This window comes from Clostridia bacterium (assembly GCA_017620395.1).
Taxonomy (GTDB): domain Bacteria; phylum Bacillota; class Clostridia; order Oscillospirales; family RGIG8002; genus RGIG8002.
The window spans coordinates 22,046-34,818 of sequence record JAFZQJ010000015.1 but is presented as its reverse complement, the minus strand read 5'-3'; the positions used below and the strand labels follow the sequence as shown (position 1 = coordinate 34,818).

Genomic DNA, 12,773 nt, shown 5'->3' with positions numbered 1-12,773 from the left:
GAGGAAGGATGAAGATATGACAAAACTCGTAATCGTCGAGTCGCCGACCAAGGCGGCAACCATCAAAAAATACCTCGGCAAGGGCTATACCATTGCCGCGTCCGTCGGTCACGTCCGTGACCTGCCGCAATCCCGCTTTGCCATAGACGTAGACAACGGTTTTGCTCCGGAGTATATCTCCATCAGGGGCAAGGCGAAGGTGATCAACGATCTGAAGAAGTTGGCGAAGACCGCTGATAAGGTCTATCTTGCGCCTGACCCGGACCGCGAAGGCGAAGCGATCAGCTGGCATCTCGCCACTCTGCTGGACCTCGATCCCGACAAGGACGTACGCGTGACCTTCAACGAGATCACCAAGTCCGCCATTAAAGAGGGAATGGGCAACGCCCGCAGCATAAACATGGACCTCGTCAACGCCCAGCAGGCGAGACGCGTTCTCGACCGTATCGTCGGATACAAGATCAGTCCGTTCCTCTGGAAGAAGGTCAAGCCCGGCCTTTCAGCGGGTAGAGTGCAGTCGGTCGTCGTCAAGCTCATAGTTGACCGCGAGCGCGAGATTCGCGCCTTCGAGCCGGAGGAGTACTGGACGATAGACGCCGACCTGCTCACCGCGGGCAAAAAGCCGTTTACCGCCAAGTATTACGGCACCGCCAGCAAGAAGAAGGATCTTTCGTGCAAGGCCGACGCCGACGCCGTCCTCGCGGACGTCAAGGGTGCGGAGTTTAAGGTCGCTTCCATCAAGCACGTCGATAAATCCCGTGCGCCGATGCCGCCGTTTATGACCTCAACGCTGCTTCAGGAGGCCGCCAAGCGCCTCAACTTCTCCTCGCAGCGCACAATGCGCATCGCGCAGGAGCTTTATGAAGGCGTAAGCATCGCCGGCCGCGGCACCGTCGGTATGATAACGTATATGAGAACCGACTCGCTCCGCCTTTCCAACGAGGTCATACACTCCGCCAGAAACTTCATCGGCGAGCGTTTCGGCTCCGCGTATCTGCCGTCCTCGCCGAAGGTATACAAGACCAAGAAGAGCGCCCAGGACGCGCACGAAGCGATAAGGCCCACCGATCCCTACCTCGTGCCGTCGGAGATAAAGAGCAGTCTTTCCTCCGACCAGTACCGCCTCTACAAGCTCATCTGGGAACGCTTCATCGCCTGCCAGATGACAAACGCGCTGCTCGACAGCGTCAGCATAGATATCACCGCCAACCACAGCGTTTTCAAGGCAAGCGGTTTCACCGTCAAGTTCCCGGGCTATATGTCCGTGTGGATGGAAGCGAAGGAGGACAAAGAGGACAACAAGAAGCTGCCCGAAATGTCCGAGGGCGAGATCGCGGAGCTTGTGAAGCTTATTCCCGAGCAGAAGTTCACGCAGCCTCCGGCGAGATATTCCGAAAACACCCTCATCAAGGAGCTTGAGGATAAAGAGATCGGCAGACCGAGCACCTATTCCGCTATAATCGGCACCGTCAGCAAGCGCGACTACATCCGCAAGGACGGCAAGTTCTTCGAGCCCACTCCGCTCGGCGAGGCGGTCACGGAGCTGATGGAGGATAACTTCTCCGATATAGTCAGCACCGAGTTCACCGCCGGCATGGAGGAGAAGCTCGACGAGATCGCCGACGGCGAAAAGGTTTGGAACGAGGTCGTCGCCGACTTCTACGACGGTTTCAAGGGCGAGCTGACCGACGCCGAGAAGAAGCTCGGCGATACCCGCGTCAAGGTGCCGGACGAGGTTACGGACGTTATCTGCGACAAGTGCGGCAGAAACATGGTAATCAAGATGGGCAGGAACGGCAAGTTCCTCGCCTGCCCGGGTTTCCCGGAATGCCGCAACACCAAGCCTCTTACCGAGGACGCCGAAGGCAGATGCCCCGCGTGCGGAGGCAAGATCGTCGCGCGCAGGAGCAAGAAGGGCGCGAAGTTCTACGGCTGCTCCAACTACCCGGAATGCAAGTTCATGACGTGGGACGATCCGACAAAGGAGTCCTGCCCGAAATGCGGCAGCACGCTTTTTGTCAAGCGCAACTTCAGATTCCGCGTCGGCGTGCATTGTTTGAAGGAAGGCTGCGGCTACGAAAAGCTCAACAAGAGCTCCAGATCTGATAAGGAAGACAACAAGTGAAAGCGACCGTCATAGGCGCCGGCCTTGCGGGCTATGAGGCGGCGTATTATCTCGCGCGGCGCGGCGTCGAAGTCGAGCTTCGGGAGATGAAACCGGAGCGGTTTTCGCCCGCGCACGTGAGCGAAAACTTCGCCGAGCTCGTCTGTTCGAACTCGCTGAAATCCGACGATCCCGCCACCGCCTCCGGAATGCTGAAAACGGAGCTGCGTATGCTCGGCTCGATAGTGCTTTCCTGCGCGGACATTACTTCCGTTCCCGCGGGCGGAGCGCTGGCGGTCGACCGCGACGCCTTTTCCGCCGAGGTCACGAAGCGGGTATCCGAATGCGGCAATATAACCGTCGTACGCAAGGAAGCGCTTGAAATACCGGAGGGCGAAGTGATAATCGCCACCGGTCCGCTTACGAGCGACGCGATGGCGCGAAAGATCGAGGAGCTGACCGGCGGGGAAGGACTGCACTTTTTCGACGCGGCTTCGCCGATAGTGACCGCTGAAAGCGTCGACGCTTCCAAAAGTTTCCGCCTCGCGCGTTACGGCAAGGGCGGCGACGATTACATCAACTGCCCGCTTACCAAAGACGAATACGAGGCGTTCTGGCGCGAGCTCGTCGCCGCAGAGACCGCCCCGCTGCACGAATTCGAGAAGGAGTGCAAGGTGTTCGAGAGCTGTATGCCCGTCGAGATTGCCGCGAAGCGCGGCCCCGACACTCTCCGCTTCGGGATACTCAAGCCCGTCGGGCTCGTCGATCCCGCGACCGGACGCCGCCCTTACGCGGTGCTCCAGCTGCGGCAGGATAACGCGGAAGGCACGCTTTACAACCTCGTCGGCTTCCAGACGAACCTGAAATTCGGCGAGCAGAAGCGCGTTTTCTCGATGATACCCGCGCTCGCGAACGCGGAATTCGTCCGCTACGGCGTGATGCACAGAAATACCTACCTCGATTCGCCGAGGCTGCTCGATTACGACTTTTCGCTGAGAAGCGATCCGCGCATATATTTCGCGGGGCAGATGACAGGCGTCGAGGGCTACATCGAATCCGCGATGAGCGGACTCGTCGCGGGAATTGCGTGCTTCAAGCGGCTGAACGGCGTAACGCTCCCGCCGTTCCCGCGTGAAACGGGCATCGGCGCGCTAACGGCGTATATTTCGTCCGAAAACGCCGATTTCCAGCCGATGAATATCAACTTCGGCATACTTCCGGACACGGAAGAGCACATAAGAGACAAAAAAGAAAAGCGCAGGCGGCTTTCCGAAAGATCGGCCGCGGCGCTGAAACGATATATTTCCGAAAACGACATTTGATAGGGAGGAAAGACGAATGAAAGTAATAATCGACGCGTTTGGAGGGGACAACGCTCCTCTGGAAATAATCAAAGGCGCCGTAATGGGAGCCGAGAAGTTCGACGTCGACGTGATTCTCGTCGGAAAGCAGGATGAAATAAAGCGCGTTTTGGAGAAGAACCAGATCTCCGGCAAACGCGCCGAGATCGCGAACGCGGACGAGGTTTTCCCGATGGACGGCAATCCCGCTCTCGCGGTCAAAGAGGGCATGGAGACGTCGCTCGTCAAGGGGTTGAGCATGCTCGCCGCAGGCGACGGAGACGCATACGTTTCCGCCGGAAACACCGGCGCGATGATGCTCGGCGCGTCGCTTATCGTAAAGCGCGTAAAGGGCATCCGCAGAGCCGCGCTCGCCTCGCTCGTTCCCTGCGTCGGCGGCAACTACCTGCTGCTCGACTGCGGCGCGACGGTAGAGGTAAGCCCCGAAGTGCTGACGCAGTTCGGCCTTATGGGCAGCGTCTATATGGAAAAGGTCGAGGGGCGTCCCGCTCCCAGAGTCGGTCTCGTCAATATCGGCACCGAGGAGAACAAGGGTACCGACCTGCTCCGCGAAACGTATCAGATGATGAAAGCCGCGCAGTATAACTTCATCGGCAATATCGAGGGCAGGGAGCTCCCGATGGGCGGCTGCGACGTCGCCGTCGCGGACGGCTTCACCGGCAACGTGGTGCTGAAGGTCACCGAGGGCATGGGCTTCATGGCGAAGCACTATCTGAAGGATATGTTCGGCAAAAACTTCATGACCAAGGGCGCGGCGCTGATGATCTCAAAGGGACTTCGCGCGGTCAACAGCGCGATGGACTACTCCACCGTCGGCGGAGCGCCTATGATGGGCATGAGGAAGCCCGTTATCAAGGCGCACGGCAGCTCCAAGGCGCTCGCGATCTGCAACGCCGTCAGGCAGGCGGTGCTGTATAAAAAGAACAACGTTATCGGCATAATAGAAGAGAGCATGGCGGGAGAAGAGGCAGAATAACAACGTGAATATCAGCGACAAAACCGATCTGCAAAACAGAATAGGGTATAAATTCAAAGACGAGAGTCTGCTCTTCAGAGCGCTCACGCATTCATCTTACTCGAACGAGCACAAGGGCGCGGAATGCAACGAACGCCTGGAGTTTTTGGGCGATTCCGTGCTTTCGGTGATAACTGCGGAGTTTTTGTATTCCGCGTTGCCGGACAGCCGCGAGGGATTGCTTACCCGCGTTCGTGCCGCGCTCGTCAACGAGAAGGCGCTTGCGGAATACGCCGCGCAGATAAAACTCGGCGATGAGCTGTTCCTTAACAGCGGCGAGGAGGCGACCGGCGGCAGAACGCGTCCGTCCGTGACCTCCGACGCGTTCGAGGCGCTTATCGCGGCGATTTTCATAGACGGCGGAATGGATGAGGCGAAGAAATTCGTTCTGCCCTTCATTACCGAGGGATTCCGCAAGCGCGAGATAAGACGCGAGGACGCGAAGTCCGCGCTTCAGGAGCTCGTCCAGCGCAAGAAGGGCAGCCGTATCGAATACGTGCTCGCCGGCGAAGACGGACCCGACCATGCCAAGCGTTTCCGTATAGAGCTTTACGTCAACGGCAAGCTCGCGGGGCGCGGCGAGGCGTCCAGCAAAAAGGAAGCCGAGCAGAGCGCGGCCGCCGAGGCACTGAAAAATTACTCCGATGAAAACTGAAGCGAGAGCCGCGGTGTTCGTGCCGCATCTCGGCTGCCCGAACGACTGCGTCTTCTGTAACCAGCGCACGATAGCGGGCGTTACCGTTCCCGCGACGCCGGAGGACGTGCATATCGCCGCACGTCGCGTCAGAAACGCCGGCGCGGAGAACGCCGAGATTGCCTTCTTTGGCGGAAGCTTCACTGCGATAGAGCGCGGATATATGCGTTTGCTGCTTAATGCGGCGCGGGAAGAACTCGATAAAGGCGGTTTCTCGGGCATACGTCTTTCCACCCGTCCCGACTGTATCGACGAAGAGGTGCTCGGCGAGCTGAAAGCCGCGGGCGTTACGGTAATCGAGCTCGGCGCACAGAGCATGCGCGACGAAGTGCTTTTCAAAAGCGGCAGAGGGCACACCGCGGACGACACGCGCCGTGCCTCCGCGCTGATAAAAGCGAAGGATATACGCCTCGGCTTGCAGATGATGACCGGCCTGCCGGGCGATGACGACGAAGGCGCACTTTTCACCGCGAACGAAATTGTGAAACTCGCACCGGAATGCGTGCGGATATATCCGACCGTAGTGCTGAAAAACACCGCGCTCGCGCGTATGTACGCGTCGGGCGAATACCGTCCGCAGACGGTCGGCGAAGCCGTTGAACTCTGCGTAAAGCTCGTCCGCGTCTTCGATGAAGCGGGAGTGAAGATCATCCGCCTCGGTCTGCAGCGCACCGAAAGCTGCGAAAGCGACGTCGTTGCGGGCGCGTGGCATCCCGCCTTCGGCGAGCTCGTCTACGGCGAGCTGAAATACGCCGACATGCGCCGCTTTTTCGCGGCGAACCCGCCCGAAAAAGGCGGCGAATACGCGGTATCCTGCGGAAGCGGCGGCGTGTCGCTTTTCGTCGGGCAGAACCGCAGGAACTTTACCCGCCTTGCCGGCGAATTCGGCGTGAAGATGAAAACGGACGTCTCCGGAGAGTTTCCGGAGGGCACGATAAGACGAATATAAAGACTACGAAAGGGAGCGCCGCGCAACGCGGCCAAGTGAGATAATGAGGCTTAAACAACTCGAAATACAGGGCTTCAAATCCTTCCCCGAACGGCTCGACATGGGTTTCGGTAAAGGCATAACCGCGATAGTCGGCCCCAACGGAAGCGGCAAGAGCAACGTCTCTGACGCGATCCGCTGGGTGCTCGGCGAGCAGTCCTCAAAATCCCTTCGCGGCGTGAAGATGGAGGACGTCATATTCAACGGGACCCGCCGTCCGAACGGCGCGCCTATGCGCAAGCCGCAGGGGTTCGCCGAGGTCACGCTGGTGCTGGATAACTCCGGACGCGAGCTCGCCGTAGACGACGACGAAGTCAACGTCACCCGCCGCTACTACCGTTCCGGCGAGAGCGAATACCTGATAAATAAAAAGCTCGTTCGCCTTAAGGACGTTTACGAGTTGTTCATGGATACCGGACTCGGCAGAGACGGCTACTCGCTGATAGGGCAGGGCAGGATCGCCGAGATCGTCGCCGCTAAGAGCGACGACCGCCGCGAGATATTCGAGGAGGCAGCCGGTATCTCCAAATACCGCTACCGCAAAGAAGACGCCGAGCGCAAGCTCGCGCGCACCGAGGATAACCTCGTTCGTCTGCGTGACATAATCAGCGAACTCGAAGGGCGCATCGGGCCTCTCAAGGAGCAGGCGGAAAAAGCGAAAAAGTACAACGCCTTCCGCGATGAGAAAAAGGAGCTTGAAATAGGGCTCTGGCTCGTCTGGATGGACAAGGCGAAGAAGAGTACCGCGGATTACGACGGCAAGATAGCCGTCGTCAGAGAGCGTTACGACAGCATAATCAAGTCCGACGAGGATTTTGACAAGCAGATCGACGACGCGTTCAACGATATGAACCGCATCACCGCGGAAATGGATACTCTGCGCCGCGAAGCAACTTCATTTGACGAGAAGGCCTCCGAGCTGCGCGAGCAGGCGGCGCTGCTGAGCTACGACGCCGAGAAAAGTGCCGAAGCGTCCGAAAAGCTGAAATCCGAGATCGCCTCCGCCGAGGAGCGTGCGAAGGAGCTCTTCGCCTCCGTCGACGAGCAGGAAGCCAAGCTGAAGGAGATATACGCCGACCGCGACGGCGTTTCCGCGCAGATAGAAACCGTTTTGGCCGAGCTCGCTTCAGTCGTCAGCGACGACGAGAAGGCGGGCGCCGAGATAAACGAACTCGAGAGCCGCCTTTCCGCGAAGGAGATCGAACTCACTGACCTCCGCATCGAACTCAGCGGCTGCGAGCGCCTGCTCGACGAGGCGAAGCCGCGCGAGGAACAGCTCGCTCAGCGTGAAGCGGAAGCGAAAGAAAAACTCGCCGAAGCCGAGAAGCGTTACGAGACCGCCGCGGAGCAGAAGGAGACCTGCAATAAGAAACTCCGCGCAAATATCAACTCCTGCATGGGCTTCGATAAGCTGCTCGAGGCGAAGCGCGCCAAGCTTGCGCGCACCGAGGAAGAGCAGAAGCAGGCGCTCGTCAGATGCGATACGCTCAAGCACCGCGCCGATACCCTGCGCGATATGGAAAAGCACATGGAAGGCTTCTCCGGCAGCGTCAAGAGCGTCGCCGACCGCGCGAAAGCGGGCGTCCTCAAGGGCGTTATCGGCACTGTCGCGGAGCTTATAAAGGTCGAGCAGAAGTACGCCGTAGCGGTCGAAACCGCGCTCGGCGCAGGGCTCCAGAACGTCGTCGTCAAGGACGAGGAAGCCGCGAAACGCGCCATAGACGTTCTGAAGCGCGAGGGACTCGGCAGAGCGACCTTCCTCCCGCTGACCTCCGTCAAGGGGAGAAAGCTCAACGAATCCGGGGTTGACAAATGCGCCGGATTCATCGGTTACGGCACGGACGTTGTCAACTATGACAAGCAATACGAAGGCGTCGTTTCCTACCTGCTCGGCGGCACTGTCGTCGCCGCCGATCTCGACAAAGGGACGGAGATCGCCAAGAAATACGGATACAGATTCAGGATAGTCACGCTCGACGGCCAGCTCATCAACGCCGGCGGCAGCTTCACCGGCGGCTCGCAGAGCAAAAACAGCGGCATACTTTCCCGCCGCGGCGAGATCGAGAAGCTGGAAAAAGAGCTTCTGACTGCGAAGAAGACCGCCGACGAACTCACCGCCGTTGCCGAGGAGCAGCGCAACGCGCTCGCATCGTCGCAGGCGGAATACGACGCGCTCCGCGCCGAGCAGACCGCCCTGCGCGAAGATATACTCAAAGCCGAAGGCGAGGTAAACCTCCACGCCTCCGCGCTCGAAGCCGAGCGCCAGGTGCTCGACAACATCGCGTCCGAACGCGAAAACGGCGACGCGACCGCCGCGAAGCTGAAGGCGCAGGCCGAAGCCGCGAAGAAGGGTATCGCCGCCGCCGAAAAGGACAGCGAGTCTCTTCGCGCCGAGCTCGCCTCGCTCACCGAGGGCAGAAGCGGCATAGACGGCCGCCGCCGCGAGCTGACCGACAAGGTCAACGAGCTGAAGCTCAAGGTCAGCGAAGCGGAGATAACCGCTTCCGCGCAGCAGAGCCGTATAAACGACACGAAGGCGCGTATCGCCGAGCTGCACAACGCGAAAGACAACTACGAGCGCGAGCTCCGCGAGATCGCCGAGCGCACCGCTCAGTCGCAGGGTAAGGCGCAGGACGTCGGCGGCGAGATCGCCGAGCTGCGCAGAAAGGCCGAGGAAAACCGCGCGAAGGCGGACGCGATGCTTTCCGAACGCGAGAGCCGCGAGCAGAGCATAAGCGTGCTCCGCCACCGCAAAGACAGCGTTTCTTCCGAGCGCGACGGCGTCATCCGCGAGCTGACCACGCTCGAGAGCAAGAGAGCGAATATCGACGTTGAATACAAGAATATACTTGACAAACTCTATGAGGAATACGGTCTTACCCGCAATGAGGCGGAAGCCGTAGGCAAGCGCCCCGAAGAGATCGGCAAGGCGCAGCGCCGCCTGAACGAAATCAAGAGCGGCATCAAAGCTCTCGGCGACGTCAACGTCGGCGCGATCGAGGAGTACGCGGAGGTTTCCGAGCGTTACGAATTCCTCGACGAGCAGGTCGGCGACTGTGAAGAATCAAAGAAACAGCTGCTCGGCATCATCGGCGAATGCACCGAATCGATGCGCGATATGTTCAACGAGCAGTTCGCCGTCATAAACAAGAACTTCGGCGAGGTGTTCACGGAAATGTTCGGCGGCGGCAACGCTTCGCTGGAGCTGAGCAACGCCGATTCGCCGCTTGATTCCGGCATCGAGATAAAGGCGCAGCCGCCCGGCAAGGTCGTCAAGAACCTTTCCGCGCTGTCCGGAGGCGAGCAGGCGCTCGTCGCGATCTGTATCTATTTCGCGATACTCCGCGCCCATCCGTCGCCATTCTGTGTGCTTGACGAGATCGATACCGCGCTTGACGAGGCGAACGTTGGCAAGTTCGCGGAGTTCGTCACGCAGATGAAAGACATTCAGTTCGTAGTGATAACCCATCGCCGCGGCACTATGGAGGTTGCGGACGTGCTCTACGGTATAACGATGGAGGAACCCGGCGTATCGAAGGTTGTTTCGCTGGATATGAGAGAGCTTGAAAAACAGCTCAAGGAGAAGCACAAGTAAATGGGATTTTTCGATAAACTCAAAAAAGGTCTGAAAAAGACCAAGGAATCGCTCTTTTCGGGCATCGGCTCGATGCTCAAGTCGTTCACGAGAATAGACGAAGACCTGATGGAAGAGCTGGAAGAAATACTCATCACGTCCGATCTCGGTATGCCCGCGACGGAGCACATTATGACCGAGCTTCGCGCGAAGATAAAGGCGGAGGGGCTGAAAGACCCCGCCGACGTTACCGGTGCGCTGAAGCAGATAATGACAGAGATGATGCAGGATGAGCATATCGCGCTGAAGACGGATACCAAGCCGTCCGTCATACTTGTCATCGGTGTCAACGGCGTCGGCAAAACGACCTCGATAGGCAAGATAGCCGCCATGTTCACGGCGCAGGGCAAGAAGGTCGTCGTCGGCGCGGCGGATACCTTCCGCGCGGCCGCGGTATCTCAGCTCGAGATCTGGGCGGAACGCGCAGGCGCAGCGATCGTGAAACGCGCCGAGGGCTCGGACCCCGCGTCCGTCGTTTTCGACACGCTCACCTACGCGAAAGCCAACGGCTGCGATATCGTTATCTGCGATACCGCCGGCCGCCTTCACAACAAAAAGAACCTCATGGACGAGCTGGAGAAGATGTCGCGCATAATTGAACGCGAGGCGCCCGGCTGCGACAGGGAAAACCTGCTCGTCATCGACGCGACCACGGGACAGAACGCGCTCATTCAGGCGCGAGAATTCTCAAAGGTCACGCACCTTACCGGCATCGTGCTGACGAAGCTTGATGGCAGCGCGAAGGGCGGTATCGTCTGCGCGGTCAAGCTTGAAACGGGAGTGCCCGTCAAGTTCGTCGGAGTCGGCGAACAGATCGACGATCTGATGCCGTTCGACCCCGAAATGTTCGCGAAAGCGCTGATAGAAGAATGAGAATACTGATAGGAAGCAACAACAAAAAGAAGCTCAAGGAGCTGCAGGCGCTACTCGGCGAATACGGAGTCGAGCTGGTGACTCCCGCGTCGCTCGGGCTTACGCTGGAGCCGGAGGAAACCGGCGCGACGTTTGAGGAAAACTCACTCATCAAAGCGTCCGCGTTTTCAAAGGAAACCGGCCTGCCGTGCATCGCCGACGATTCCGGCCTCGAGGTGAAAGCGCTCGGCGGCAGACCGGGCGTCTACTCCGCGCGCTACGCCGGTGAAGACGCCTCGGACGGCGAGAAGATGGATAAGCTTCTCGGCGAGCTCGAGGGAGTGACCGACCGCGCCGCGCGTTTCGTGAGCGTCGCGACGTACTGCGCTCCCGACGGGACTGTCATACAGGCGCGCGGCGAATGCCCCGGCGAGATACTCCTTGAAAAACGCGGGACCAACGGTTTCGGTTACGATCCGATATTCTTCTGCACCGAGGCGGGCGAATGCTTCGGCGAGGTCTCGCCCGTGGAAAAAGCGAAATACAGTCACAGAGGCCGTTCGCTCGCGCTTCTGAAAGAGAAACTGATACCCATTCTGGAGGATAACGATGCTTAAAAGCAGTCAGCGCGCAAAGCTGCGCGCGATGGCGAACGGGATTGATCCCGTCGTCATAATAGGAAAAGACGGCCTCGGCGCGAACTTCGTTCAGGCCGTCGACGAAGCGCTTGAAGCGAGAGAGCTCATCAAGGTCAAGCTGCTCGAGACCGCGCCCGTGACCGTGCGTGAAGCGGCGGACTTCGCCGCCGAAAGCACCGGCTCGGACGTCGTTCAGGTCATCGGCACGCGCTTCGTCCTTTACCGGAAACGCAAAAAGGAGCCGAAAATAATTGTCTGATAAGAGGGGAAAACTGAATATCGGACTTTACGGCGGCTCTTTCGACCCCGTCCACAAGGGGCACGTCCGTGTCGCGCACGCTTTTCTGCGGCAGATGAAGCCGGAAAAGCTCATCGTGATGCCGTGCCGTATCCCGCCGCACAAAGATAAAACGGACGGCGCGGGCGGTGAAGCGCGTCTGCGGATGCTCCGCGCCGCGTTCGCAAAGGACGAAAAAGTCGAGATTTCCGACTTTGAACTGAAAAAAGACGGCGTCAGCTACACCGTTGAGACGCTGCGCGAGCTGAAAAAGCAATACCCGGACCGCAATATTCTCCTTGTCGTCGGCGCGGATATGTTCCTTACGCTGCGCGAATGGAAGGAAGCAGCCGAGATTATGGCGCTCTGCGAGCCGTGCGTCTACGACCGTGAACACAGCTCGAAGGAAATACGCGCTTACGCCGAAGGGCTGAAACGCGATTTCGGCACGGAAACGCGTTTCATAAAAGGCGCGAACGTCGACCTGTCCTCGACCGTTCTTCGTTCCGCTCTCTCCGAGGATAAACCCGTCGGCGGGCTCATCCCGAAGGCGGTGCGCGGCATTATTGACGAGACGGGCGTTTACCGTTCGGAGGAATACCGTCTTAAACTGTACCGCTGCGAATCCGAGCGGCTCGTAGAGGAAAAGCGCTTCAACCACATCCTGCGCGTTGAGAAGGCCGCCGTCGCGCTTGCCGAACATTACGGCGCCGACGTTTATAAGGCGCGCGCCGCCGCGCTGCTTCACGACGTTACGAAACGAAAAACTCACGAGGAACAGTTGAATATGGCGCGTGAGTTTGGTATAATCGGGGCGGAAGAGTTTGATAAAAGTCCGAAGGTGGCGCATGCGTTCACCGCGTCCGCGTATGCGGAGCACAGATTCCTGATCAGCGATAGCGACCTGTTGAATGCGATACGTTACCACACGACCGGCAGAGCGGGAATGAGCTTATTGGAAAAGATTATCTTCCTCGCCGACGGAATTGAAGAGGGGCGCGTTTTTGACGGCGTTGAAGAGATCAGACGCGCCGCGTTCGAGGATATAGACCTCGCGATGCTTATTTCACTTGAAAAGACGAAGGAAAAAGTTGATAAAAGCGGCGCGTATCTGCATCCGTATACCGCCGAGGCGATAGCGTTTTTCAGAGACGCGGTAAAGAACTGAAAGTATTAATGCGGCAGCCGCCGCGAGCTTCGAAAGGATTCT

General features: G+C 58.8%; 10 protein-coding genes. All 10 read left to right on the top strand.

All coding sequences use genetic code 11. The features are described from left to right. Nucleotides 1–16 precede the first annotated feature (16 nt). Genes topA through nadD form a run of 10 tightly spaced genes read left to right on the top strand, consistent with a single transcriptional unit; the run spans nucleotide 17 to nucleotide 12,731 of the window. On the top strand, nucleotides 17–2,125 hold the full coding sequence (topA, locus tag J5441_02880; GenBank protein MBO4934098.1) for a type I DNA topoisomerase: 2,109 nt from the start codon (nucleotides 17–19) through the stop codon (nucleotides 2,123–2,125). Continuing rightward, nucleotides 2,122–3,426 (top strand): methylenetetrahydrofolate--tRNA-(uracil(54)-C(5))-methyltransferase (FADH(2)-oxidizing) TrmFO, encoded by a 1,305-nt coding sequence (gene trmFO / locus J5441_02875; GenBank protein MBO4934097.1) that lies wholly within the window; start codon nucleotides 2,122–2,124, stop codon nucleotides 3,424–3,426. The genes topA and trmFO overlap by 4 nt, the downstream gene beginning before the upstream one ends. A gap of 16 nt (nucleotides 3,427–3,442) precedes the next feature. Beyond that, nucleotides 3,443–4,441: a phosphate acyltransferase PlsX gene (gene plsX, locus J5441_02870; protein MBO4934096.1), complete on the top strand. Its 999-nt coding sequence runs from the start codon at nucleotides 3,443–3,445 to the stop codon at nucleotides 4,439–4,441. A gap of 10 nt (nucleotides 4,442–4,451) precedes the next feature. Next, entirely contained in the window at nucleotides 4,452–5,135 is a 684-nt protein-coding gene (gene rnc, locus J5441_02865; GenBank protein MBO4934095.1) for a ribonuclease III, read from the top strand. Continuing rightward, entirely contained in the window at nucleotides 5,125–6,123 is a 999-nt protein-coding gene (locus J5441_02860) for a radical SAM protein (protein ID MBO4934094.1), read from the top strand. Before rnc ends, J5441_02860 begins: the two co-directional genes overlap by 11 nt. A gap of 43 nt (nucleotides 6,124–6,166) precedes the next feature. Beyond that, nucleotides 6,167–9,757 (top strand): chromosome segregation protein SMC, encoded by a 3,591-nt coding sequence (gene smc, locus J5441_02855; protein MBO4934093.1) that lies wholly within the window; start codon nucleotides 6,167–6,169, stop codon nucleotides 9,755–9,757. Next, nucleotides 9,758–10,669 carry a signal recognition particle-docking protein FtsY gene (gene ftsY / locus J5441_02850; GenBank protein ID MBO4934092.1) on the top strand — a complete coding sequence of 304 codons (912 nt, stop codon included), beginning with the start codon at nucleotides 9,758–9,760 and terminating at the stop codon, nucleotides 10,667–10,669. After that, nucleotides 10,666–11,265 (top strand): RdgB/HAM1 family non-canonical purine NTP pyrophosphatase, encoded by a 600-nt coding sequence (gene rdgB / locus J5441_02845; GenBank protein ID MBO4934091.1) that lies wholly within the window; start codon nucleotides 10,666–10,668, stop codon nucleotides 11,263–11,265. Before ftsY ends, rdgB begins: the two co-directional genes overlap by 4 nt. Next, a complete protein-coding gene (locus tag J5441_02840) occupies nucleotides 11,258–11,545 on the top strand; it encodes a YhbY family RNA-binding protein (GenBank protein MBO4934090.1) in 288 nt (95 codons plus the stop codon). The genes rdgB and J5441_02840 overlap by 8 nt, the downstream gene beginning before the upstream one ends. After that, on the top strand, nucleotides 11,538–12,731 hold the full coding sequence (nadD, locus tag J5441_02835) for a nicotinate (nicotinamide) nucleotide adenylyltransferase (GenBank protein MBO4934089.1): 1,194 nt from the start codon (nucleotides 11,538–11,540) through the stop codon (nucleotides 12,729–12,731). Before J5441_02840 ends, nadD begins: the two co-directional genes overlap by 8 nt. The last annotated feature ends 42 nt before the right edge of the window (nucleotides 12,732–12,773 follow it).

Coding starts and splice junctions, on each gene's coding strand:
- topA (MBO4934098.1), top strand. CDS start 17: ATGACAAAACTCGTAATCGTCGAGTCGCCGACCAAGGCGGCAACCATC.
- plsX (MBO4934096.1), top strand. CDS start 3,443: ATGAAAGTAATAATCGACGCGTTTGGAGGGGACAACGCTCCTCTGGAA.
- J5441_02860 (MBO4934094.1), top strand. CDS start 5,125: ATGAAAACTGAAGCGAGAGCCGCGGTGTTCGTGCCGCATCTCGGCTGC.
- smc (MBO4934093.1), top strand. CDS start 6,167: ATGAGGCTTAAACAACTCGAAATACAGGGCTTCAAATCCTTCCCCGAA.
- ftsY (MBO4934092.1), top strand. CDS start 9,758: ATGGGATTTTTCGATAAACTCAAAAAAGGTCTGAAAAAGACCAAGGAA.
- rdgB (MBO4934091.1), top strand. CDS start 10,666: ATGAGAATACTGATAGGAAGCAACAACAAAAAGAAGCTCAAGGAGCTG.
- J5441_02840 (MBO4934090.1), top strand. CDS start 11,258: ATGCTTAAAAGCAGTCAGCGCGCAAAGCTGCGCGCGATGGCGAACGGG.